We start from the raw sequence: 23423 nt of genomic DNA, 5'->3' as shown, positions 1-23423 counted from the left end.
GAAAAGAAAATGGGCCGGACGGGCCGGCCCATGCGGTCTCATCAGACCGGGCGTGGGAAGCGCCGGTAGGTGGCGTCAATATCGGCCAGCACTTCGGGCGACAGGGTCACCTCAAGAGAGCCGAGCACCTGGGTCAGCTGGTCGGTGCTGGTGGCCCCGATAATGGTCGAGGTGATGAAGGGCCGGGTGCGGCAGAAGGCGATGGCCATCTGCACCGGGTCGAGCCCGTGACGGGCGGCGACGTCGTGATAGGCCCGGGTGGCGGCGTCGGACTGGTCGTTCAAACGCCAGAAGCCCTTCTGATAGTCCTTGCGGCTGCCCTTGGGCGTCGCGCCATTGAAATACTTGCCCGAGAGCATGCCGCCGGCCAGCGGCGAATAGGCCAAGAGGCCCACATCCTCGTGGTGGCTCAGTTCAGCCATGTCGTGATCGAAGATGCGACGGATAAGGCTATATTCGTTCTGCACCGAGACGGCGCGCGGCAGACCCTTCTCCTCGGCGAGCCGTACCCACTGGGCCAGGCCCCAGGTGGTTTCATTGGAGAGGCCGAAATGGCGGATCTTGCCCTCGCGGACCAGATCGCCCATCGCGCCGAGCACTTCTTCCATATTGGCAAGTGCGTCGGCTGTGTCCTGCTTTTCGGGGGCGTAGCGCCAGTAATTCTCGAAGTTATAGTGGCCGCGGCTGGGCCAGTGGATCTGGTAGAGATCGACATAGTCGGTCTTGAGACGTTTCAGGCTCCCCTCGATCGCCTCGCGCACCGAGGCGGCGTCCGGACGGCGGCCATTGCGGATATGGGCATTGCCGCCCCCCACGATCTTGGTGGCCAGCACCCATTTGTCGCGGTCGCCATTGGCGGCAAACCAGTTGCCGATGATTTCCTCGGTGCGGCCGCTGGTCTCCGGACTGCCCGGCACGGCATAGACTTCGGCGGTGTCCATGAAAGTGATGCCGGCGTCGCGCGCCATGGCGATCTGGGCATGGCCCTCGGCCTCGGTGTTCTGGCTGCCCCAGGTCATGGTGCCCAGGCAAATATCGGTGACCGAAACGTCCGTACGGCCGAGCTTTTTCAAGTTCATATGTGGTGTTCCCCGAGACCTTTGGCGTGAATCGCGCCGGACCCTAAACCAGGCGGCACTGGTATGGAAGCGGTTCAGCGGCATTTGCCGATGAATAGGCTTTTCCACAGGGCCAGGGATGGCAATCGGGCGCTTTTGCTGGCGGCGTCAAAAAAGCGTCACGGAAAGCGCCGGAGGGGGTTGAGGTCTGCCAGTTCACCCCCTATATAGCCCTCACACCGCGCCGCAAGGCAGCGCTGTTTGACGCGGGATGGAGCAGCCCGGTAGCTCGTCAGGCTCATAACCTGAAGGTCGCAGGTTCAAATCCTGCTCCCGCAACCAAAGAACCCCAGTAACTCGCCCGAGTTGCTGGGGTTTTCCTTTTTTGGACGCACGCTCAAGATGGGCCAGGAAGGCCCGCGTCGCTGCGACACGGGCCTGTATGCTAGAGGAGACTAGACCTTGCCCCAGATTGCTTCGGCGGTTTCGACCAGGAGGTCGAGCTTGCGGCGCTGGTCGTCCTGGGTCAGGTCATTGCCTTCCTCGGTCGAGGCGAAGCCGCATTGCGGGGCGATGCCGAGCTGATCGAGATCGGCATATTTGCCCGCTTCATCGAATTTGCGCTTGAGGTCGTCGAGCTTTTCGAGCTCGGGCGTCTTGGTGGTGATGAAGCCGGGCAGGACGCGCTTGGTGCCCTTGGGCAACAGGCGCAGGGGCTCAAGTCCGCCAGCGCGATCAGTGTCGTATTCCATGAAATAGATATCGACATCGGTCTGGTTGAAAATGGCGTCGGCCGCCGGGTCATAGGCGCCTTCGGCCACCCAGGTGGATTTGAAATTCCCCCGGCACATGTGCATGCCGATCAGCATGTCGTCCGGCCGATCGGCAATGGCGTCATGCATCATCTTGGCGTAGCGCCCGATCAGCCAATCGGGGTCCTCGCCATTGGCCTTGCGCTCGGCACGGATTTTCGGGTCGCAGAGATAGGCAAAGAAGATGTCGTCCATCTGCAGGTAACGGCAGCCGGCATCGTAAAAGGCCTTTACCGCGTCCTTGTAGGTGGCGGTGATGGCCTCGAAATAGGCCTCGGCATCGTGCTTGTATTCGGTGACGGCGATGTCGTCATCGGCAATGCGGAAGTGGATGGCGCTGGGGCCCGGAATGGAGATTTTCGGCGTCACCTTGGTATTGGCGGCGACGAATTTATAGTGCTCCAGCATGGGATGATCGGCGGGGAAGCTGAGCTTGTCGCTGATCACCGGCACGTCCTGCTTGGTATGGACGCCGTGAAACTGGATGCCGCCGCCTTCGCGCTGGATGATATCGAGGCCGTTGAGCATGCCCATGAAGTCGAAATGCCACCAGGCGCGGCGGAATTCGCCATCAGTGACCGCCTTGAGGCCGGCATCTTCCTGCATCCGGATGACATCGATAATGGCCTGATCCTCGATGGCAGCGAGCTCTTCGGCGCTGATGGACTTGTCCTCGAAGCGGGCCTTGCGGGCCTGTTTGATGCTGTCGGGGCGCAGGAACGAGCCGACGACATCGGCGTGGTAGGGCGGCTTTGCAACGGCCATGGGAGCTCCTCTCAGGGTTCTTGATTTGTGTGCAGTGATGGCCGCTCGACGCGGCTTTGGCAATGGCCCTCTTGATTTCTGTATACAGGTGGTATTTTTTAGGCGGAAACAAGAGGAGGACCTGGATCATGGCTGGCCCCACTTTTCCGCTCAATGCGTGGTATGCGATTGCCTGGGATGTCGAGGTAAAGCGCGATCTGCTGGCGCGCACCATCTGCAATAAGCCCGTTGTTCTCTATAGAAAGCAGGATGGAACGGCGGTTGCGCTGGCCGATGCCTGCTGGCACCGGCTGCTGCCGCTCTCGATGGGCGAGCTTTACGGCGACAATGTCATTTGCGGCTATCATGGCCTGGAATTCGACGATACCGGCCGATGTGTATACATGCCGTCGCAGGACACCATTAATCCCTCGGCCTGCGTCAAATCCTACCCGCTGGTCGAGCGGCACCGTTTCGTCTGGCTCTGGATGGGCGACCCGGCGCTGGCCGATCCCGACCTGGTGCCGGACCTGCACTGGAACCAGGATCCGAACTGGGCGGCGGACGGCAAGTACATCCACGCCAAATGCGATTATCGCCTGGTGGTGGACAATCTGATGGACCTGACGCACGAGACCTATGTGCATGGCTCGTCCATCGGCAATCGCGCCGTGGCCGAGGCGCCGTTCGAGGCGACCCATACTGATCGCACCGCGACGATTACCCGCTGGATGAAGGATATCGACGCGCCGCCCTTCTGGCGTGGCCAGCTCGGCAAGCCGGGCAATGTCGACCGCTGGCAGATCATCAACTTCCAGGCGCCCTCGACCATTGCCATCGATGTGGGCGTGGCCCCCACCGGGACCGGCGCGCCGGAAGGCGACCGCAGCCAGGGTGTCAACGGCTTCGTGCTCAACACCATGACGCCGGAAACCGACAAGACCTGCCATTATTTCTGGGCCTTTGCGCGCAACTACAAGCTGGACGAGCAGGCGCGCACGCATGAACTGCGCGAGGGCGTGTCATCGATCTTCCGCGAGGATGAGCGGATTCTCGAAGCCCAGCAGAAGGCCATCGACGACAATCCCGATCACGTCATCTACAACCTCAATATCGATGCGGGGTCGATGTGGGCGCGGCGCCTGATTGATCGCATGATCGAGGACGAAAATGCGGTGCAGGTGGCGGCGGAATGAGCGGCGTGTCCAACCGTGCGGCCCAGTCCCAGCGCGCCCTGATGGGGGTGCGCGACCTGATCGTCTCGGGGGAATTGCGCGCCGGCACCCGGCTGTCGGAGCTGATACTGGTCGAGCGGCTGGGCATTTCGCGCACGCCGCTTCGGGCCGCCCTGGCGCAACTGGGGCAGGAGGGGCTGGTGGAGGCCATTCCCTCGGGCGGCTATGCGGTGCGCAGCTTTTCGCGCGAAGAGGTGATCGACGCCATCGAATTGCGCGGCACCCTTGAAGGCCTCGCGCTGCGCCTGGCCGCCGAGCGCGGCGTGGCCCCGGCGCGGATGGGCGAGCTGACGCGGCTGCTCGAAGGCATTGACGAGGCGCTCAAGGGCGATGTCGCCGACATGGATTTTGATGGCTATGTCGACCTCAATGCCGCGTTTCACGAAAAGCTCTGGGGGCTGGCCAGCCAGACCATCCGCCGTGAAATCGAGCGGGTAACCAGCCTGCCCTTTGCCTCGCCCAGCGCCTTTCTCGACAAGCAGGCCAATGTCGAGGCCTTTCGCCGCTCGCTCTACGGCGCGCAGACCCAGCACCGGGCAATGGTGGAAGCGATTGCACTGCGTGAGGGTAGCCGCGCCGAGGCGCTGGCGCGCGAACATGCGCGCCTGGCCCGGCAGAATTTGGAATTCGTGCTCGACCAGGATCGTAGCCTGATCCGCCGCGTGCCGGCGCTGTCTCTGGTGGTGGGGTAAGCTCATGCGCAACAAAGTGGAATGGCGGGACGCGAAAGTCGCCGAACTCCGGCAGATTGCCGAGGATGTGCGCTATATCGGCTTTGCGGTGGATGGGCCGGTGCCGCGCTTCGATCCCGGCTCGCACAGCAATATTCGCGTCGAGATCGACGGGGAGGCAGCCAACCGCACCTATACGGTCATTCCCGCTCCGCCGGGCCAGATCGCGGTGGCGGTAAAGCTGCATCCGCAGAGCCGTGGCGGCTCGCGCTATATGTGGAGCCTTGAGGAAGGGCAGGACGTGCGCCTGACCCTGCCGGAGAACCGGTTCGAGCTGAGCTGGCGCGCCAAGCATTATCTGTTGCTGGCCGGCGGCATCGGCATTACCCCGATCTATGGCATGGCCAAGGCGCTGGTGGCGCGGGGCGCATCGGTGCGCGTGGTCTATGCCGCGCGGTCGCGGGCGCTGATGGCCTTTGCCGACGAGCTGGAGGCGCTGCTGGGTGACCGGCTGGTCCTGCGCGACAATGCAGAAGGCCAGCATATCGACCTTGCGGCTGAATTTGCCGCCCTGCCGGCCGATGCCGAATGCTATCTTTGCGGCCCCATCGGCATGCTGGAAGCGGCCAAGGCGGCCTGGTCGGCGGCGGGACGTCCGGTGAGCCGGCTGCGCTATGAAGTGTTCGGCGATAGCGGGCTGTTTGCCGAAAAGCCGTTCAGCGTCGAAGTGCTCAATCGCGGCACCAGGGTGGCGGTGCGTTCGGACCAGTCGCTGCTCGATGCGCTGATCGGCGCGGGCGTCGAGATGATCCACGATTGCCGGCGCGGCGAGTGCGGGCTGTGCGCCGTGCAGGTGTTGGGGGAGGGCGTGGAGATCGACCATCGCGACGTGTTCTTCAGCGCCGAGGAAAAGGCGGAGGGGCACAAGATGTGTGCCTGCGTTTCGCGCCTGACCGAGGGTCACGCGGTGATCGATGTGGGCTATCGGAGTTAGGCGTCAGCAGGCCACCACATTGACGGCGAGGCCGCCAAGGCTGGTTTCCTTGTATTTCTCGCTCATGTCCTGGCCGGTCTGGCGCATTGTTTCGACGCAGGCGTCGAGCGGCACGGCGTGGGTGCCGTCGCCCTTCAAGGCCAAAGAGGCGGCGGTGACGGCCTTGACCGCGCCGAAGGCATTGCGTTCGATGCAGGGGATCTGCACGAGGCCCCCGACGGGATCGCAAGTCATGCCCAGATGGTGTTCGAGCGCGATTTCAGCGGCGTTTTCCACCTGCTCCGGCGTGCCGCCCAGGATGGCGCAAAGGCCTGCAGCGGCCATAGCCGAGGCCGATCCCACTTCGCCCTGGCAACCGACTTCGGCACCCGAAATCGAGGCGCGGTGCTTGATGATGCCGCCAATAGCGGCGGCGGTGAGCAGGAAATCCCGAATGGCCGTGTCGCCCGTGCCGGCATTGAACTGGATCGCATAGCGCATGACCGCCGGGATGACCCCGGCCGCACCATTGGTGGGCGCGGTCACGACCCGGCCACCGGCGGCGTTCTCCTCATTGACCGCCATGGCAAAGACACTGAGCCAGTCATTGGCCGCCAGCGGGTCGATGTCGTTGCGTTGCCACTTGTCCTGCAGGGTGGCATGGATGGCGGCGGCGCGCCGCTTGACCTTGAGACCGCCCGGCAGTTCGCCGCGTTGATGCAGGCCGCGGTCGATGCAGCCCGACATGGTCTGCCAGATCTCGTCAAGCTGGCGGTCGAGGCGGGACCGGCTGAGGCGCGCTTCCTCATTGGCGCGCTTCATGGCGGCAATCGAGAGGCCCGAGCGCCCGGCCATGTCGAGCATTTCGCGCGCATCGGCAAAGGGCCAGGGCACGTCCGCCTCTGCGGGTGAGGCGGTGCGCACGGCGTCCAGTTCCTCGGCCGTCACCACGAATCCGCCGCCGATGGAATAATAGACCCGGCGCAGAAGGAGCTGGCCGTCGCTGTCAAAGGCGCAGAACTGCAGTCCATTGGGATGGCCTGGCAGCGGCGTCTGCTTGTCGAGCACCAGATCGACCGCCGGGCGGAACCGATAGGCGGGGTGGCCCGGCGGGCTCACGCGGCCGGTTTGGCGGATTTCGGCGATGATGGGGTCCATGGCGTCGGGGTCAACCGTGCGCGGATCCTCTCCGGCGAGGCCCAGAATGACGGCGCGGTCGCTGCCATGGCCGATGCCAGTAAAGGCGAGCGAACCGTGCAGACTGGCGGTGATGGCGGCTGGCCGGGCGCGGGCGGCGCGCGGCCAGGTGCCGGCACCCAGATCATCGAGGAAACGGCGTGCGGCGGTCATGGGTCCCATGGTGTGGGAACTGGACGGGCCGATACCGATCTTGAAGACGTCGAAGACGGACAGGAACATGGCTCATCATAGCCCGATCTGGGCGGCGCGCAATTGGGGCAGCGGCGCGATTGTTTCGCATTGCTCAACAGTGCGTGGTCCGGCTGGTGCATTGCCCTTCGGGCCGAAAGCTTCAATATCGGGGGCAAAGGAGTTCTGCCATGTCCAGCTATCAGTTTCGCGCCGATCCTGCCGGCGATGCCGCAGCGCCGGTGATCTTTCTGTTTCACGGCACGGGTGGCGACGAAAACCAGTTCTTCGAGCTGGCGGGGCAATTGCTGCCGGGCGTCAGGCGTGTCGCGCCGCGCGGCGATGTCAGGGAACAGGGCGCGCTGCGCTATTTCCGGCGCACCGGGGAGGGCGTCTATGACATGGACGATCTGGCCCTGCGCACCAGGGCGATGAGCGAATTCGTGCGCGAACAGACCGGGTCGGCCTCACGAGTAATCGGGCTGGGCTATTCGAACGGCGCCAATATCCTGGCGTCCATGCAGTTTGCCCGTCCCGACCTGTTCGACCAGACGGTGCTGATGCATCCGCTGATTCCCTTTGCCCCACCGGCGGTGGATTTTGCGGGCCGGCAGGTGCTGATCACGGCCGGGCGGCGCGACCCCATCGCCCCGGCGAGCGCGACCCAGGTGCTGGCCGATTATTTCAGCGCCAATGGCGCCCAAACCAAACTGGCCTGGCATGAGGGCGGGCATGAACTGCGGCAGGACGAGCTGACGGCAATTCAGGCTTTCCTCTGAATTGTGTTCAGACTTGCCAAAGCGTTAACAGCTTCTTGAGGCGTTTGCGGGCAGGTTGATGGCAGTTGGTGCCAATAGCTGGACGAGGGCGGCCATCTTCAACTTTGGGCGTCGCATATCCGATACTCTCTCCCTGAGGGTTCTGATTTTTGTGCTGCTGGGCTTTGGCGCAGTCGCCGTGCCGGCCTATTTTGCCTTTAACTGGGTGATCAATTCGACGGTCATCCAGCTCGGTACGCTGTTTGCGGAAAAACAGGTTCTGTATGACCGGCACCGGGGCCTCGGGGCGCTGGTGCGGGAAGTTTCGCTGGCCGAAACGCTGGCGGGCAGCCAGGCCATTCGCGACTGGGCGCTGGATGAGGACAATCCGGTGCTGGCGCGGCGCGGTATCGCCGAGCTGGAGCATTTCCGACAGAATTTTGCCGACCACTCCTATTTCTTCACCATCGACGCCTCGGGCAATTATTACTTCAACGATGCGGCCAATGCCTATGCCGGGGATCAGTTGCGCTATGCCGTCGACCCCCAGAACCCCCGCGACGCCTGGTATTTTGCCACCAAGGCGCTGGGTGAGGGTTGCCACCTCAATGTCGACAATGACGCCAATCTGCGCGTGACCAAGGTCTGGATGAACTGCGTCATCCGCGAGGGGCAAAAGGTGCTCGGCGTGCTCGGCACCGGCATCGACCTGAGCGATTTCATCCAGGAAGTGGTCAATGTGCCCCAGCGCGGCGTGGTCTCCATGTTTGTCGACCGCCAGGGGCAGGTGCAGGCGCATCGGGACGAAAATCTGGTGAGCCTTGCCAGCCTGTCCTCGGACATGAGTGACAAGCGCAGCGTTTATTCCCTTGTCGATGGGCCGGAAGACAAGGCGGTGCTGCAGCGCCTGTTTGAAAGCGTCACCGGCGGGGCAGCGCTGGCGCAGTCTGCCTTTGTCACCATTGATGGCAAGCAGACGCTGGTGGGTGTGGGCTATCTCGACAAGCTCGGCTGGTACAATGTGACGCTGATGGACCTCGACGCCATCATTGACCGCCGGTTGTTCCTGCCCGTGGGGCTGCTGCTGGTTGCGGTGATGGCGCTGGTGACGGGGCTGGCCATGGTGGTGTTCAAGCGGGCTGTCCTCGACCGGATGAAGGCGCTTGAAGGCGTGGTGCGCAGCGCCCGGGGTGGTGACTACGGGCCGGCGCTCAGCATGGGCACCGGAGCCCAGGACGAGATCGGGCGGCTGGCCGCCAGCTTCACCGAAATGGCGGCCGCGGTGGACGACAATACGCGGCTGCTGGAAGCCCGGGTGCGCGAGCGGACCCGGGAACTGGAGCAATTGGCGTTCAAGGACGGGCAGACCGGTATTCTCAACCGGCGCGGGTTCCAGGCCGCTCATGCCGATGCGAGCCTATTGGGGAGCTATGGTCTGCTGCTCGTCGATATCGATCGCTTCAAGACGATCAATGACACTCATGGCCATGCGGCCGGCGACGCTGTGGTGCTCGAAGTGGCGCGGCGCATTGCCGGCGCGCTCGGCCCCAAGGATAGCTGTGCACGCTGGGGCGGGGACGAGTTCATTGTGCTCTTGCCCGAATGCAGTCCGGAACGGCTGCGCGGCATGGCCCATGCGGTGATGCTGGCGATCGACGAAAATCCCATCCAGATCGAAGAGGCCCGGACTGTGTCGGTTTCGGTCAGTGCCGGCGCCTGTCTGGCGGAGGCCGGAGATGGTCTAGAGATTGCCACGGACATGGCCGACACCGCGCTCTATATGGCCAAGGCGCGCGGCCGCAACATGGTCGTGGTGTTCGACGCCGAGTTGATGCAGCCGCCGCAGAGTGCACGGGGGTGACGCGAACGCGTCAGATCACCATGGCGAATGCGAATATGCCCAGGCGCTAGGCCAGCAGGTCGCGCCATTCCGGGTGACGACGGAACTGCACCACGACATAGGGGCAGACCGGTGTGATCTTGAAGCCCTGCTCGCGCGCATCCGCGATGGACGCCTTGACCAGTTGGAGCGCGATGCCGCGCCCCTCGAATTCGGGGGGCACGCCGGTGTGATCGATGATCATCGGCCCATCGCCGGTCCTGCTATAGGTCATCTCGGCTTCCGCGCCGGGGGCGAGGCGGATGAAATAGCGGCCGCGCGTCGGGCCCTGTTCGTGGTGAATGGTGTAGTCGCCATCACTCATAATGTGGTCTGTCCTATTTGGGCTTGCTGTCTATTTTCCGCGCTTCCGAACCGCAAAGCCGTTGCCAGTTTGGCCGGAAGCACTCTAGCTGCGGATGGGGGGCGGGCCCAGTTCGGGAAACAGGGCGCGTTCGGCGAGGAAGGGATGGATATCGAGCGCCTGCGCGATCGCTTCAAGGGCCAGGTCGCGCTTTCCCTGAGCATGGTAGATCAGGGCCCGGCCGGACAGTGCCCCGAAATGACGCGGTTCGCGATCAAGCGTTTCGACAATGTCGGCAAGCGATTGCTCATAGGCGCCATTGAGGAAGTGCGCGGTGGCGCGCAGATTCCAGCCTTCGGCATAGTCGGGATAATCGGCGATCAGCGCGTCGATCAGCGGAATCTGGCTGGCCGGCCCGGCAAAGCCTCCAGCCGACATGATTTCGGCCACCCGTGCCGCAAGGACCGGATCATCGGGCCGGATCCAGATCTGCCAGATGTCGTTTGCGATGGTGCGGGCGGTCTGGGCGTCGGTGGCCGCGGAGAGCTGATCGAAAAGCACATCCAATTGGGCCGACTGCGCCTCGCTTTGCCCATAGGATTGGGCGAGGCCCGGGGTGATTGGCGCCGGGGCCAGCAGCAGTGCAGCAAAGACCAGTCGGTGCAGCGTGCTCATAGCAAAGGCAAGTCTGACGGGTTCGACCCGCCGGGGCAAGTCACTTCACGGGCGGTTGACAGGCCCCTCCGGGCAGGCTCGTCTTGCGGGTCTGATCCGCTAGAGGTTGCCACGCCGATGAGTGAGTTGTTCTACCACATGATTTCCTCCGGGCCCCGTCCGGTTGCTCCGTTCAGCCATGCGGTGGAAACCGATGGCTTTGTCTTTGTCACCGGACAGATGCCGACTGACCCGGCGGCGCCGGATGCGCCCTTGCCCGAAGGCATCGAGGCGCAGACCGAACGGGTGATCGACAATCTCAGGATCGTGCTGGACGGGATCGGGCTGGGACTGGAGCATGTGACGATGGCGCGCATCTATCTCACCCAGTTCGAGCGCGATTATGCGGCGCTCAACGCGCTATGGCCGCGTTTCTTTGCACCGGGCAAGCTGCCGGCACGCACCACCATTGGTGTCACGGCGCTGGCGGTCGGGGCGCTGGTGGAGATCGACCTGATCGCGAAGCGGCCCTAATCGCCCTTGCGGCTGAGTTCGATCATCCGCTCCACCGCGCGGCGAGCCGGGGCGATGATGTCCTGCGGAATGGTCACTTCCTCGGTGCCGGTATGCAGCGACCACAGGACGTTTTCGAGATTGATGCGCTTCATGTGCGGGCAGATGTTGCAGCCGCGCAGGAAATCAACGCCTGTGGTCTCGCTGGCCACATTATCGGACATGGAACATTCGGTGACCATGACGACGCGGGGCGGCTTGTTGGTCTTGACCCAATCGATCATGGCGGCGGTGGACCCCGCGAAATCGACGGCGTCGATCACCTCGGGCGGACATTCGGGATGGGCGATGATCTTGGCGGTGGGATAGGCGTGCCTGAGCTCTGAAATGTCCTCGGCGGTGAAGGTCTCGTGCACCTCGCAAGCGCCGGCCCAGGTGATGATCTTCTTTTTCGTCTTCTTGGCGGTATTGGCGGCCAGATATTGATCCGGGATCATGATGACCGTGTCGCCTTCGACGCGATTGACGATGTCGAGCGCGTTGGAGGAAGTGCAGCACACATCGGTGACCGCTTTTACGGCGGCCGAAGTGTTCACATAGGTGACGACCGGGGCGCCGGGATATTGTTCGCGCATGGCCACGACATCCTCGGCGGTGATGCTCTCAGAGAGTGAACAGCCGGCGCGGCTGTCCGGAATGAGGACGGTCTTGTCTGGATTAAGCAGTTTTGAGGTCTCGGCCATGAAGTGCACGCCGCATTGCACGATCACCGACTGGGTGACCTTGGTGGCCTCCACGGCAAGCTGCAGGCTGTCACCCACCACATCGGCCACGCCGTGATAAATCTGCGGCGTCTGGTAGTTATGGGCGAGGATGACCGCGTCCTTCTCCTTTTTGAGCCGGTTGATCTGGAAGATCAGCGGCGCATAGAAGGGCCATTCGATCTCGGGGATCTTGTCCCTGACCCGGTCGAAGATCTTGTCGGTGGCGCGTTCGACCGCCTTGGAATATTTGAGGTCGAAGCTGTCGGCCAAAATGGCGCGGGCCTCGGTGAGCGGGGTCACCGCGTTGATCGTGTGCACCATATGGGCCTCCCGGTCTCACCATCGGGGCTTTGCCAGACGCGAGGGCCGCGCCGGCGCTGTCCAAGGACCGACAGTTGATAGCGCGTCTCGTCGCGCCGTGGCGGAACCTAGGTATTTTTGACTTTCATTTCAATGAACGCTCTTGCAGGAAATTCACCATCCGCCTAACCCTCAAAACCAGCTTCTTCCCACCAAGAGATCAAAGCCATGCCGCAGGACGCCAACGCCATCCGCTCCATTCTATCGCTTGCCCCGGTCGTGCCGGTCATCATTCTCGATGACGTGGCCCAGGCGCGACCGCTGGCCGAGGCGCTGGTGGCTGGCGGATTGCCGGTGCTGGAAGTGACGCTGCGCACACCCAATGCGCTCAAGGTAATGGAAGAAATGGCCAAGGTGAGCGGGGCTATCGTTGGCTCGGGCACGGTGCGCAATGCGGCACATATGAAACAGTCGGTGGATGCCGGCTGCCGCTTCATGGTGTCGCCGGGCGCCTCGCCGCGCCTGCTCGATGCGGCCGAGGACGTGGCCATTCCGCTGCTGCCGGGCATCGGCACCCCGACCGAGGCGATGACGGCGGCCGAGCGCGGCTACAGCTTCCTCAAATTCTTTCCGGCTGAAGCGCTGGGCGGTGCACCGGTGCTCAAGGCCTTTGCCTCGCCATTGCCCGACATCACCTTTTGCCCCACCGGCGGTATCGACCCGGCCAAGGCCAAGACCTATCTGGCGCTGCCCAATGTGATCTGCGTGGGGGGCTCCTGGATCATGCCGGCGGACGCGCTGGCGAATGGCGATTTTGCGCGGATCGAGGCGCTGGCGAAGGAAGCCAGCGCGCTGAGGGGGTAGTCTCCTTGCCAGGGTCCCCCACCCGACCTCCCCGCAAGGGGGAGGGTGCTGAGCCGGTGGTAGCGGTGGCGCGGAGCACCAAGACAAATGTCCCTAGTATCGCATTTCTTGCTTTGCTCACGCTATCGGGTGGCGTGGTCCCCGCCGGGGCTGAAACCGTCAATGTAGCGGTTGCGGCTAATTTTACGTCGGTGGCGGAGCAACTGGCGGCGGTTTTCAAGGCTGAAAGCGGGCATGAAGTGGTGCTGAGCTTTGGCGCGACCGGGCAGCTTTATGCGCAGATCAGCCAGGCGGCGCCGTTTGATGTGTTCCTGGCGGCGGATACGGCGCGACCGGAACGGGCGATTGCCGAGGGGTTGGCGGTCGCAGGCTCGTTCTTCATCTATGCCGAGGGGCGGCTGGCACTCTATGCGCCCGGTCTCGACGCCAAGCAAAAGCTTCCGTCCGGCGACTTCTCCAGAATCGCCATCGCGGAACCGGATGCGGCGCCCTATGGGCAGGCGGCGGTAGAAACGCTGCAGGCGCTGGGGCTTTATGACGCCATAGCAGCAAAGCTGGTCACCGGCGCGAACATCTCGCAGACGCTGCAATTTGTCGACAGCGGCAATGCCGAGCTGGGACTTGTTGCGGCCAGCCAGGTGCTGGGCAAGGACAGTGTCTGGCTCGTGCCGGCCGACTTGCACCAGCCTATCGCGCAGGGGGCGGTGCTGCTCAGCTATGGCGCGGACAACGCGGCAGCGCTGGCTTTTCTGGACTTTTTGAGGCGTGATGCGGCGGTGGCGGTGATCGAGGCGGCGGGATATTCTGTCCCCTGATGGACCTTACCCCACTGCTCTCACCGATCCTTCTGACATTGGCGCTGGCGCTTTGCGTCACGGTGATCCTGATCGTGGTTGCGACCCCTATTGCCTGGTGGCTGGCGCATGGTCGGGGCCGGGGGCGCGAGATGGTGGGCGCGCTGGTGACGCTGCCGCTGGTGCTGCCGCCGACGGTCTTGGGATTCTATTTGTTGCTGGCGCTGGGGCCGAGCGGGCCGGGCGGCTGGCTGGCGGGCTTGTGGGGTGCGCGGACGCTGGCCTTTTCCTTTGCGGGGCTGGTGATCGGCTCGGTGATCGCCTCGCTGCCCTTCATGGTGCAGCCGCTGCGCAACGCCTTTGCCGCCATCGAAACCGAAGTGCTCGAAGTGGCCGATACGCTGGGCGCCTCCCGCTCGCAGCGGTTTTTCCGTATCGCTTTGCCTCTGGCGCGCCCGGGCTATCTGGTGGGCGCCATCATGGCCTTTGCCCACACGATGGGCGAGTTCGGCGTGGTGCTGATGATCGGTGGCAATATTCCAGGCCAGACCAAGGTGCTCTCCATTGCCATTTACGACTTTGTCGAGCGGCTCGAATGGGACAAGGCGCATGTGCTGGCCGGCGCCATGGTGATGTTCGGGTTCGTGACGATTTTTTCGACCCTGGTGGTGGGGCGGGGGAAGGACAATCGGCTCCATTGACTGCTAACATGTTAGTTGTTAGGGCAGGCGCAAACAGCCGGAGATAGATGCGCCATGACCGCCATGGACAAGGTCCTTACCGTTGATGAAATGAAGCGGCTGGCGCATCGGCGTGTGCCCAAGATGTTCTTCGAATATGCCGATAGCGGGTCCTATACCGAAGGGACCTATCGCGAGAACGAGAGCGATTTTGGCAAGATCAAGCTCAACCAGAAGGTGGCAGTGAACCTTGAGGGGCGCAATCTCAAGGTCAAGATGCTGGGGCAGGACATCGCCATGCCGGTGGCGATTGCTCCAGCGGCAACGGGCGGCATGCAGACCGCCGATGGCGAGATCAAGGCAGCCAGGGCGGCCGAAAAATTCGGCATTCCATTTTCGCTTTCGACCATGAGCGTTTGCTCGATCGAGGACGTTGCCGAAAACACCAGCGCGCCGTTCTGGTTTCAGCTCTATGTCATGCGCGACCGTGATTTCATCAACCGGTTGATCGACCGCGCCAAGGCCGCCAAGTGCTCGGCGCTGGTGCTGACCATGGATTTGCAGATCCTGGGGCAGCGGCACAGGGACATCAAGAACGGGCTGGCCACGCCGCCCAAGTTCACGCCCTATTCGATCTGGCAGATGATGCAGCATCCGCTGTGGTGCCTGCGCATGCTGGGCACCAGGCGGCATACCTTCCGCAATATTGTGGGGCATGTGGGCGGTGACCATGACCTGGCCTCGCTTTCGGCCTGGACCGCCAGCCAGTTCGATCCAACGCTCAACTGGGGCGATGTCAAATGGATCAAGGAGCGCTTCGGCGGTCCGGTGATCGTCAAGGGTGTGCTGGATGCCGATGATGCGCAGGCGGCGGTAGACAATGGCGCCGATGCTGTCGTGGTCTCCAATCACGGTGGCCGCCAGCTCGATGGAGCGCCCTCGACCATTCGCGTGCTGCCGGAGATCGTGGATCGTGTCGGCAACAGGACCGAGGTTTATCTCGATAGCGGCATCCGGTCGGGTCAGGACGTGATCAAGGCGCTGGCCTATGGGGCGAAATCAACCTTTATCGGCCGGCCCATGCTGTATGGCCTTGGAGCAGGCGGCGAAGCGGGTGTGACCCGCGTGCTCGAGATCATCCGCAAGGAACTCGACACCACCATGGCGCTATGCGGCGAGCGCGACATACTCAATGTCGGGCTGCACAACATATACTCGAACGATATTCCGCCGCGCAACGCACCAGCGCCGCGCAGCTAGAGTTCGCGATAGGCCGGTGCCGTGGCTGCAGGGGTCAATTGCGCGAAGACGCTGTCGGCGAGGGCCTGCAGGGTCTCGGCGGATTGCGGACCGACAATAGTGCAGGTGATGGTGGCACTGGCCCAGTACAGCGCGTTGTCGCTGCCCAGGCGCACCAGTTCGAGATTGGGACCATCAATGCCGGCACTGGGGGTGATGTAGAGCGTGACCCGCTCGCCAGCGCTATCCTCGTACATCAATTGCGCCGCGCGGCCGCCGGGAATGGCGGGGGCAGGCAGCAGGCGGCCACCTAGAAAACTGAGACCAGCGGTGGCCAGGTCGGGCATGGCGAGCCCGGTGCCCAGACGATTGGAGAGCCAGCTTGTCAGGTGGTCTGTTTCGGTTCCGGCCACTTCGACGGCATGGCGGTTTTCGGCGACAAAGACCGTGTGCGCGCTGACCGCGTCGGCAATCAGGCGATTATGGAGCGCGGGCGTGTCGGTGACCGGGCGCAGCAGCCAGCCGGCGGCAATGCCGATGCCCAATACGCCCACAATCATGGCGGCGCGCGCTGCACCCTGCCAGCGGCGCCGGGATTGCGCCAGCGCCAGGCGATGGGGATTGAGGCGGGGCGGCACCGGTTCGCTCGCCACCGGGCCAAACAGGGTGTTGATGGCTTCGTTCTGCCGCTGCAATTGGGCCAGCTCGATGGCGGCATCGGGATTGTCGGCCAGCCAGGCATCAACGGCGGCGCTGGCATCGCCATCAAGCTGGCCGTCGAGATAGGCCATCAGCGTATCGCGGGTGACGTCCATCATTTGACCGACCTCAGATGCGGTTCCTGGGCCTCGCCGGTTGACAGGCGCAGATTGGCGCGGGCGCGGCCCAGCCGGCTCATCAGCGTGCCCAGCGGAATATCGAGAATGCTTGCGGCCTCGGCATAGGCCATGCCTTCGAGGGTAACCAGCAGCAGCGTTTCCTTCTGTTCGAGTGGCAGGCCATCAATGGCGCGGGAAAGCTCGGCCAGCGCCAGATGGCTGTGTTGCGGCGCCGGCGTGCCCAGATCGGGCAGGCTGTCGGCGTCCAGATGCGGGCCGCGGCGTTGCTCGCTGCGGCGCGCATTGCGGTGCAGATTGACAAGAATGGTAAAAAGCCAAGGGCGCATGGGGCCGCTGGGGCGAAACAGGCCCCGGCGGGAAATGGCACGCTCCAGGCAGTCCTGCACCAGGTCATCGGCATGGTCGATATTGCGCGTGAGCGCGCGGGCATAGCGGCGCAGGGCCGGTACGCAGGCTTCGAGCTCATCGAGAAAATCGACCACGCCAAAGATATCCTGAGCGGAACCGCTCTATTTACTCGATGGCAAGATGCCAGACGCCGCCGACGCCGTCACCCGTGGTGTCGCCGGGGGCCATGTCATTGACCCAGTAGTAGAGCGGCATGTCCTTATAGGCCCACATCTTGCTGCCATCGGTGCGTTCGACGATGGAAAAATCGCCTTCGGCCATCGCGGTATCATCAGCAAAAAGCGGGGGCCAGCGCTCGGCACAGGTGTCATAGCAATTGGTGACGCCTGGCTCGTCATTGTCGAAAATGTAGAGCGTCATGCCATTGGCATCGGTCAAGACCATCTGGCCGCCAATGTCGGTCGACATGACCGTGCCGCCGAGATATTCGGCGGCCATTGCCGGGGTTGCGAGCAAGGCCAGCGCTGTGGCACCGGCAAGAAGCGAACGGAAATGCATGGGATCATCCCTCCTGTTGGCGGACCGCAATTGCGGGTCCGCTAAGAGCACAAACACCGGCGCACGATCTTTAATCCCTGACGCTCGAGATTTTTTCGCATGGTGGGGCGCTACCCGGAATTCGCTATATCGGACAACAAGCTGCTGGACAGAATGAGCGCGGATTGATTTGTTAGCGCCCAAGCACGGCGCGGCTGGCTCAGCGGCGCGGTGAAACAATAATCTTTGTCAGTCTATCGGGAGGACACCCATGAAAAGACGCGAATTCTTCAAGCAGGCTTCGGTCGCCACCATCGGCGCTGCGGCAGCGGCCACGACGCTGGCGACGCCAGCCATTGCCCAGGGCAATATCACCTGGCGCATGGTCACGACATGGCCCAAGAATTTCCCGGGCCTGGGCGTTGGCGCGCAGAAGCTGGCCGACCGCATCACCAAGGCTTCCGGCGGCCGTCTGACCGTCCAGGTGTTCGCCGCCGGTGAAATGGTCCCCGGCCTGCAGGCGCTGGACGCGGTGATCGACGGTTCGGCCGAGATGAGCCATGGCGCTGCCTACTATTGGCAGAACAAGAGCCAGGCGCTGTCGTTCTTTACCGGCGTGCCCTTCGGCATGACCAACCGTGAGCTGGGTGCCTGGGTGCGCTATCTGGGCGGCCAGGAAATCTGGGACAAGATCTATGACCAGTTCGGCCTGCAGGGTTTCCTTTCGGGCGACACCGGCACCCAGGCGGGTGGCTGGTTCAAGAACGAGCTGACCGGCGTTGCCGATGTGCAGGGCCTGCGTTTCCGTACGCCGGGCCTGGGTGGTCAGGTCTGGGCCAAGCTGGGCGCTTCGGTGACCAATCTTGCCGCGGGCGAAATTTTTGCCGCGCTGCAGTCCGGCACGCTGGATGCCGCCGAATTCGTTGGCCCCTATAACGATCTGGCACTCGGCTTCCACCAGGTTGCCAAGAACTATTACTTCCCCAGCTTCGTCGAGCCGGGCCTGGCCACCGAAATCGTGGTCGACAAGGCCAAGATGGCCGAGCTGCCCGAAGACCTGCAGGAGATCGTCCGCATTGCGGCCCAGGCCTCCTACGACGATGTGTCCTCGGATATGTATGCCAATGACCCGCGCGCACTGCAGGCCCTGGTCAACGAACATGGCGTCAATGTGCGTCAGTTCCCCGAGGAAATCATCGAAGCCGGCGCGACTGCGTCGATGGAGCTGATCTCGGAGATCCGCGAAGGCGGCGATGCGCTGACCAAGGAAACGGCCGAGAGCTTCATCTCCGCTTTCAACCTGCTGCGTGCCCGCACCGAAGGCACCGATATGCCGTTCCTGGTGGCCCGCGAAAAGTACATCAAGTACGAATAGTCGCGGCCCGCTTCGGCAGCCAAATCAAGACCCCGCTGCGCCCGCAGCGGGGTTTTCTGTTTGGGCATGGCAGGTGACCGGCCAGGTCCCTTGCCCGGAGCGGTCGGGGATGCTTTAGGAGCGCTTCGTTTTCTTCGGCGTCAAGGCGCCGCGCATCCCAGGCCTTCCCATGATCAAACTCGACAATATCTCCAAGCAGAACGGCAAGCAGATTATCTTCATCGAAGCTTCCGCCGCGCTGCAGAAGGGGGAGAAGATCGGGCTCGTCGGGCCGAACGGGGCGGGCAAGACCACGCTGTTCCGGATGATTACCGGCGAAGAGCCGCCCGATGAAGGGCAGGTGTCGGTCGATCGGGGCACCTCCATTGGTTATTTCAGCCAGGATGTGGGCGAGATGAGCGGGCAATCGGTGGTCAGCGCCGTGATGGACGGGGCCGGGCCGGTCAGCGACTTGATGGCCGAAATGGCGGTGCTGGAAGCCGACATGGCCGACCCGGACAAGGCCGATGCGATGGACGCCATTATCGAGCGCTATGGCGAAGTGCAGGGGCGGTTCCAGGAGCTGGACGGCTATTCGCTGGACGGGCGGGCGCGTGACGTGCTGGCCGGGCTGGGGTTTTCCGCCGAGATGATGGAGGGCGATGTCGGGGCGCTCTCCGGCGGCTGGAAGATGCGCGTGGCGCTGGCGCGGATCCTGCTGATGAAGCCCGATGTGCTTCTGCTCGATGAGCCGAGCAACCATCTCGATCTTGAAAGCCTGATCTGGCTGGAAAATTTCCTCACCAACTATAGTGGTGCACTGTTGATGACCTCGCACGACCGGGCCTTCATGAACCGGATCGTCAACAAGATCATCGAGATCGATGCCGGGGTCTTGACCAGCTATAGCGGCGACTATGATTTCTACCAGGGTCAGCGCGAGATTGCCGACCGCAACCAGCAGGCCCAGTTCGAGCGGCAGCAGGCCATGCTGGCCAAGGAAATCGCCTTTATCGAGCGGTTCAAGGCGCGCGCCAGCCATGCCGCGCAGGTGCAGAGCCGGGTGAAGAAACTCGACAAGATCGACCGGGTCGAGCCGCCCAAGCGGCGGCAGACCGTGACCTTCGAGTTCCGCCCGGCGCCGCGCTCGGGCGAGGATATCGTGCGCATCGAGAAGGTGAAGAAGGCCTATGGCAGCCGCTCGATCTATGACGGGCTGGATTTCCATGTGCGGCGGCGCGAGCGCTGGTGCATTCTGGGGGTCAATGGCGCGGGCAAATCGACCTTGCTCAAGCTGGTCACCGGGGCCGCCGAGCCCGATGCGGGATCAGTGTCACGCGGACCGAGCGTCAAGCTGGGCTATTTCGCGCAGCACGCCATGGATGTCATTGATGGCGATATGACGATTTTCCAGACGCTGGAGGCCGCCTTTCCGCAAGCGGGGCAGGCGCCCCTGCGCGCGCTGGCCGGATGTTTCGGCTTTTCCGGGGACGATATCGAAAAGAAGTGCCGCGTGCTTTCAGGCGGAGAGAAAGCGCGGCTGGCCATGGCGTTGATCCTGTTCGATCCGCCCAATTTCCTGGTGCTGGACGAGCCGACCAACCATCTCGACATCCAGACCAAGCAGATGCTGATCGAGGCGCTGTCGAACTTCGAGGGCACCATGCTGTTCGTCAGCCACGACCGGCATTTCCTCGCCGCCCTCTCCAATCGCGTGCTGGAGCTGACGCCGGAAGGCGTCCATGCCTATGGCGGGGGTTATAGCGAATATGTGCAAGCCACCGGGCAGGAAGCGCCGGGTCTGCGTGGCTAGGCCAGATTCTACCAGGGCAATGGCTGGCCGGTGTGGTCGAGCATGCGGCCATTGTCCGCGGCGCGCAGATTGTCGATGACCCCGAGTAGCCGTGCGGCCGCGAATTCTGCCGTTACGGGGTCATGGCCGGAGGCTGTGAAGGGTGCCGAGAGCGGCGTGGCGACCGTCCCCGGATGCAGCGTCACACAGAAGGCATCGGGGCGGGTGCGTTGCAGTTCGATGGCGGCAGTGTGGATCAATTGGTTCAGCGCCGCCTTGGCTGCACGGTAACCATACCAGCCACCTAAGTGATTGTCGCCGATGCTGCCGACCTTGGCGGAGATGGCAGCAAAGACCGCCTTGCCCTCGCGCGGCAGGAGCGGCAGGAAGTGCTTGGCGATAAGGGCAGGTCCGGTGGCATTGACGGCAAAGCTGCGGGCCAGCCGGTCCGCATCGAGGTGACGCCAGCTCTTTTCGGGCTGCAACTGGTCATCATGCAGAAGCCCCGTTGCCACCAGGACAAGCCGCAGGGGCATATCGATGGCCTTGATGGCTGCCGCCGCGGTGGCGATGGACTGTTCGTTTGTCAGGTCGATACTGCCGGCGCTGCGCGAAAGTCCAACCACCTGACCAAACCGCGAGGATCGCGCCAGGGGCCGGAACAGCGCACTGCCAAGGCCGCCGCTGGCGCCAATGACGACAGCAATTCCAGCGGGTGGAAATGAGTTCATATTGTGCATTGCCATACCTCTTAACCAACTTACGATGTGAGGTGCGCATTGGTTCACGGCACGCGGCCCTCGTCACAGGCACGCGCTCAATGCAGAGCTGATGTGCCTGATAGGGGTTGTCATTTGGGCAGGACAGGCAGACAACCCCGGCGCCGACGCGTTTGACGTTCGAAAGTGAAACTGTGACTGGTCAACTGACGCATCCCACCAGGCTGGTGCCGCTGGCATTCCTGTTTGCCATCACGCTGGGCACCATCCTTCTGATGCTGCCCATCGCCCGCACGGAAGGGGAGTTTACGCCCTTCCTGACAGCGCTGTTCACGGCGACTTCGGCGGTCTGCGTGACCGGCCTGATCGTGGTGGACACCCCCGTTTACTGGTCTTCGTTTGGGCAGGGGGTAATCCTTGTCCTGTTCCAGATCGGTGGTTTCGGCATCATGGCCGCAGCTACCCTGCTTGGCCTGCTGGCCGGCCGGGGTTTTCGGCTGAGCGACCGCCTGCGGACCCAGACGGAACGCAGCCATTTCGACATGTCCGATGGGGGCAGCGTGCTGCGCCTGATCCTGCTGGTCACGGTCGTGGTCGAAGGCTTGCTGACCCTGATGCTGACACTGCGCCTGCATTTCTTTTATGGCCATGACTGGGGATCGGCTGCCTGGCACGGGCTGTTCCACGCCGTCTCTGCCTTCAACAATGCGGGTTTTTCGACCTATTCGGACAGCCTGATGGGCTTCCAGAAAGATTGGCTGATCCTGTTGCCGATCATGGTTGCCATCATATTCAGCTCGCTTGGTTTTCCGGTGATCCATGAAATGCGCCATCGGCTGGGGCGCAAGAGGGCCGGCCCGCAGAACTGGACGCTCCACAGCAAGATCACGCTTTGGGGCACGGCGATCCTGTTGTTCGTCGGCTTTGTCACGGTGTTGCTGGTCGAGTGGCAAAACCCGGCAACGCTGGGGCCCATGGGCATTGCCGACAAGCTGCTCAACAGCGCTTTTCAATCGGTGACCACGCGCACGACCGGGTTCAACGCGCTCGACACGAGCGCGCTGTCCGACGAAACGCTGGCGGTGACCTATGTGTTGATGTTCATCGGTGGCGGCAGCGCCGGTACCGCCGGTGGTATCAAGGTCACGACCTTCTTCATCCTGGGTATCGTGGTGTGGTCAGAGGCAAAGGGCGAACGCGAGGCAGCCATGTTCGGACGCAGCATCGGAACGCCGATCGAGCGGCAGGCCCTCACCGTGGTATTGCTGTCGCTGTCGCTGATAGCGCTGGGCACGATGACCATATTGTCCGTGACGGAACATTCGCTGACCGATGTGCTGTTTGAAACAATCTCTGCCTTTGCCACGGTGGGTCTTTCCACCGGCATCACCGGCCAATTGCCGCCGTTGGCAGAACTGGTGCTGATCGTGCTGATGTTTGTGGGCAGGGTGGGTACTATCACCATTGCGACGGCCCTGGCCATTGGTCGCGGCCGTAACGCTTTCCGCTATCCAGAGGAGCGAGTTATCGTTGGCTAGACATTCATTCGGAAAGGCCGAGACCGTTCTGGTCATCGGCCTGGGACGGTTCGGCAATTCGGTTGCATCCGCACTGATCCGCATGGGACATGAAGTGCTCGGCGTCGATGAGGATGCTGGACGCGTCCAGGACGCCGCCAGCCGCCTCACCCATGTGCTGCAGGCGGACTGCGCGAACCCCGAAGCTCTGCGGCAATTGGGCATAGCCGAGTTCAAGACGGTGGTCGTTGCCATCGGCTCCGATCTGGAGGCCAGTATTCTGACCGCCCTGGCGGTTATCGAGGCCGGCGTGCCGACCATCTGGGCCAAGGCGACAAATGAACGCCATGGCAAGATACTCAAGAGCATCGGCATCAAGAACGTGGTCTATCCTGAGGCGCGGATGGGGCAGATGGTGGCGCACATCCTCACCGGCAAAATGATGGACTTTGTCGATCTCGACAATGATTTCGCCATGGTCAAGACGCGTGCGCCCTCCGACATTATCGGCCAGACCCTGGAGCAGGCACAGATCCGCCAAGCGCATGGTGTCACAGTGGTGGGCATCAAGCGCCCGGGCGAGACCTTCACCTATGCGCAGGCAAGCACGGTGGTGCAGAAGGACGACCTGCTCATCGTCCTGGGCGAGACCGAGCGGGTCGAGCGCTTCGCCTCGCGGACCTGATACACTGGCGATTGACGATATG

24 protein-coding genes and 1 tRNA gene are annotated in these 23423 nt (G+C 63.0%); 15 read left to right on the top strand and 10 right to left on the bottom strand.

Annotated features, from left to right (window positions below; all coding sequences use genetic code 11):
- Nucleotides 1-41 precede the first annotated feature (41 nt).
- Nucleotides 42-1079 (bottom strand): aldo/keto reductase, encoded by a 1038-nt coding sequence (locus DDE76_RS09990; RefSeq protein ID WP_104893011.1) that lies wholly within the window; start codon nt 1077-1079, stop codon nt 42-44.
- Nucleotides 1080-1323: 244 nt separating this feature from the next.
- Here DDE76_RS09990 and DDE76_RS09985 point away from each other — a divergent pair.
- Nucleotides 1324-1400: transfer RNA gene (locus DDE76_RS09985), tRNA-Met, on the top strand.
- Between the two features lie 113 nt (nt 1401-1513).
- On the opposite strand, the gene DDE76_RS09980 is transcribed toward DDE76_RS09985, so the two are convergent.
- Entirely contained in the window at nt 1514-2635 is a 1122-nt protein-coding gene (locus DDE76_RS09980; RefSeq protein ID WP_104893012.1) for a 5-methyltetrahydropteroyltriglutamate--homocysteine S-methyltransferase, read from the bottom strand.
- 128 nt (nt 2636-2763) lie between these two features.
- On the opposite strand from DDE76_RS09980, the gene DDE76_RS09975 reads away from it, so the two are divergent.
- The 3 genes from DDE76_RS09975 to DDE76_RS09965 are packed head-to-tail and all read left to right on the top strand — an operon-like array spanning nt 2764 to nt 5514.
- Entirely contained in the window at nt 2764-3810 is a 1047-nt protein-coding gene (locus DDE76_RS09975) for an aromatic ring-hydroxylating dioxygenase subunit alpha (RefSeq protein WP_104893013.1), read from the top strand.
- On the top strand, nt 3807-4541 hold the full coding sequence (locus DDE76_RS09970; RefSeq protein WP_104893014.1) for a GntR family transcriptional regulator: 735 nt from the start codon (nt 3807-3809) through the stop codon (nt 4539-4541). Before DDE76_RS09975 ends, DDE76_RS09970 begins: the two co-directional genes overlap by 4 nt.
- 4 nt (nt 4542-4545) lie before the next feature.
- On the top strand, nt 4546-5514 hold the full coding sequence (locus DDE76_RS09965; protein WP_104893015.1) for a PDR/VanB family oxidoreductase: 969 nt from the start codon (nt 4546-4548) through the stop codon (nt 5512-5514).
- A gap of 3 nt (nt 5515-5517) precedes the next feature.
- On the opposite strand, the gene DDE76_RS09960 is transcribed toward DDE76_RS09965, so the two are convergent.
- A complete protein-coding gene (locus DDE76_RS09960; RefSeq protein WP_104893016.1) occupies nt 5518-6912 on the bottom strand; it encodes an L-serine ammonia-lyase in 1395 nt (464 codons plus the stop codon).
- 140 nt (nt 6913-7052) lie between these two features.
- On the opposite strand from DDE76_RS09960, the gene DDE76_RS09955 reads away from it, so the two are divergent.
- Together DDE76_RS09955 and DDE76_RS09950 are read left to right on the top strand one after the other, a co-directional pair.
- Nucleotides 7053-7640, top strand: coding sequence for an alpha/beta hydrolase (locus DDE76_RS09955; RefSeq protein ID WP_104893017.1), 588 nt, complete (start codon nt 7053-7055; stop codon nt 7638-7640).
- Between the two features lie 58 nt (nt 7641-7698).
- Nucleotides 7699-9480 carry a sensor domain-containing diguanylate cyclase gene (locus DDE76_RS09950; protein WP_104893018.1) on the top strand — a complete coding sequence of 594 codons (1782 nt, stop codon included), beginning with the start codon at nt 7699-7701 and terminating at the stop codon, nt 9478-9480.
- A 46-nt stretch (nt 9481-9526) separates the two neighbouring features.
- Here DDE76_RS09950 and DDE76_RS09945 read toward each other — a convergent pair whose 3' ends face one another.
- Nucleotides 9527-9823 (bottom strand): GNAT family N-acetyltransferase, encoded by a 297-nt coding sequence (locus tag DDE76_RS09945; protein ID WP_104893019.1) that lies wholly within the window; start codon nt 9821-9823, stop codon nt 9527-9529.
- A gap of 84 nt (nt 9824-9907) precedes the next feature.
- On the bottom strand, nt 9908-10477 hold the full coding sequence (locus DDE76_RS09940; protein ID WP_104893020.1) for a tetratricopeptide repeat protein: 570 nt from the start codon (nt 10475-10477) through the stop codon (nt 9908-9910).
- Nucleotides 10478-10603: 126 nt separating this feature from the next.
- Here DDE76_RS09940 and DDE76_RS09935 point away from each other — a divergent pair, with 126 nt between their 5' ends.
- The gene (locus tag DDE76_RS09935) at nt 10604-10990 is read left to right on the top strand and encodes a RidA family protein (RefSeq protein ID WP_198650887.1); all 387 of its coding nucleotides are present in this window, start codon (nt 10604-10606) and stop codon (nt 10988-10990) included.
- On the opposite strand, the gene nadA is transcribed toward DDE76_RS09935, so the two are convergent.
- Complete coding sequence (gene nadA, locus DDE76_RS09930) at nt 10987-12054, bottom strand: quinolinate synthase NadA (RefSeq protein ID WP_104893021.1); 1068 nt, start codon at nt 12052-12054, stop codon at nt 10987-10989. The two genes, DDE76_RS09935 and nadA, sit on opposite strands and share 4 nt — an antisense overlap.
- A 207-nt stretch (nt 12055-12261) precedes the next feature.
- Between nadA and eda the strand changes: the two genes are divergently transcribed.
- The 4 genes from eda (at nt 12262) to DDE76_RS09910 (ending at nt 15631) form a co-directional block, all read left to right on the top strand.
- A complete protein-coding gene (eda, locus tag DDE76_RS09925) occupies nt 12262-12897 on the top strand; it encodes a bifunctional 4-hydroxy-2-oxoglutarate aldolase/2-dehydro-3-deoxy-phosphogluconate aldolase (protein ID WP_104893022.1) in 636 nt (211 codons plus the stop codon).
- 113 nt (nt 12898-13010) lie between these two features.
- Nucleotides 13011-13712, top strand: a complete 702-nt coding sequence (gene modA / locus DDE76_RS09920; protein ID WP_245891869.1) for a molybdate ABC transporter substrate-binding protein — start codon at nt 13011-13013, stop codon at nt 13710-13712.
- Nucleotides 13712-14392: a molybdate ABC transporter permease subunit gene (gene modB / locus DDE76_RS09915; protein WP_104893024.1), complete on the top strand. Its 681-nt coding sequence runs from the start codon at nt 13712-13714 to the stop codon at nt 14390-14392. Before modA ends, modB begins: the two co-directional genes overlap by 1 nt.
- A 63-nt stretch (nt 14393-14455) precedes the next feature.
- Nucleotides 14456-15631: an alpha-hydroxy acid oxidase gene (locus tag DDE76_RS09910; protein ID WP_104894871.1), complete on the top strand. Its 1176-nt coding sequence runs from the start codon at nt 14456-14458 to the stop codon at nt 15629-15631.
- Here the strand turns inward: DDE76_RS09910 and DDE76_RS09905 are convergent.
- The 3 genes from DDE76_RS09905 to DDE76_RS09895 are packed head-to-tail and all read right to left on the bottom strand — an operon-like array spanning nt 15628 to nt 17355.
- Nucleotides 15628-16428, bottom strand: coding sequence for an anti-sigma factor family protein (locus DDE76_RS09905; protein WP_157955743.1), 801 nt, complete (start codon nt 16426-16428; stop codon nt 15628-15630). The genes DDE76_RS09910 and DDE76_RS09905 overlap by 4 nt on opposite strands.
- Nucleotides 16425-16931, bottom strand: a complete 507-nt coding sequence (locus DDE76_RS09900; RefSeq protein ID WP_104893026.1) for a sigma-70 family RNA polymerase sigma factor — start codon at nt 16929-16931, stop codon at nt 16425-16427. The genes DDE76_RS09905 and DDE76_RS09900 overlap by 4 nt, the downstream gene beginning before the upstream one ends.
- Nucleotides 16932-16962: 31 nt before the next feature.
- Nucleotides 16963-17355 (bottom strand): COG4315 family predicted lipoprotein, encoded by a 393-nt coding sequence (locus DDE76_RS09895; protein ID WP_104893027.1) that lies wholly within the window; start codon nt 17353-17355, stop codon nt 16963-16965.
- 250 nt (nt 17356-17605) lie between these two features.
- On the opposite strand from DDE76_RS09895, the gene DDE76_RS09890 reads away from it, so the two are divergent.
- Entirely contained in the window at nt 17606-18709 is a 1104-nt protein-coding gene (locus tag DDE76_RS09890; RefSeq protein WP_104893028.1) for a TRAP transporter substrate-binding protein, read from the top strand.
- Between the two features lie 169 nt (nt 18710-18878).
- Nucleotides 18879-20501 carry an ABC-F family ATP-binding cassette domain-containing protein gene (locus DDE76_RS09885; RefSeq protein WP_104893029.1) on the top strand — a complete coding sequence of 541 codons (1623 nt, stop codon included), beginning with the start codon at nt 18879-18881 and terminating at the stop codon, nt 20499-20501.
- Nucleotides 20502-20509: 8 nt separating this feature from the next.
- Here the strand turns inward: DDE76_RS09885 and DDE76_RS09880 are convergent, their stop codons facing one another.
- Nucleotides 20510-21220, bottom strand: a complete 711-nt coding sequence (locus DDE76_RS09880; RefSeq protein ID WP_245891868.1) for an SDR family NAD(P)-dependent oxidoreductase — start codon at nt 21218-21220, stop codon at nt 20510-20512.
- A gap of 173 nt (nt 21221-21393) precedes the next feature.
- On the opposite strand from DDE76_RS09880, the gene DDE76_RS09875 reads away from it, so the two are divergent.
- Nucleotides 21394-22737, top strand: a complete 1344-nt coding sequence (locus DDE76_RS09875; RefSeq protein WP_198650882.1) for a TrkH family potassium uptake protein — start codon at nt 21394-21396, stop codon at nt 22735-22737.
- A complete protein-coding gene (locus tag DDE76_RS09870; RefSeq protein WP_104893030.1) occupies nt 22730-23401 on the top strand; it encodes a potassium channel family protein in 672 nt (223 codons plus the stop codon). The genes DDE76_RS09875 and DDE76_RS09870 overlap by 8 nt, the downstream gene beginning before the upstream one ends.
- The last annotated feature ends 22 nt before the right edge of the window (nt 23402-23423 follow it).

Origin of the sequence: Devosia indica (assembly GCF_003056405.1) — a bacterium.
GTDB classification, from domain to species: Bacteria; Pseudomonadota; Alphaproteobacteria; order Rhizobiales; family Devosiaceae; genus Devosia; species Devosia indica.
Note: the sequence above shows the minus strand (reverse complement) of the source record. Positions and strands in the feature narration are given on the sequence as shown.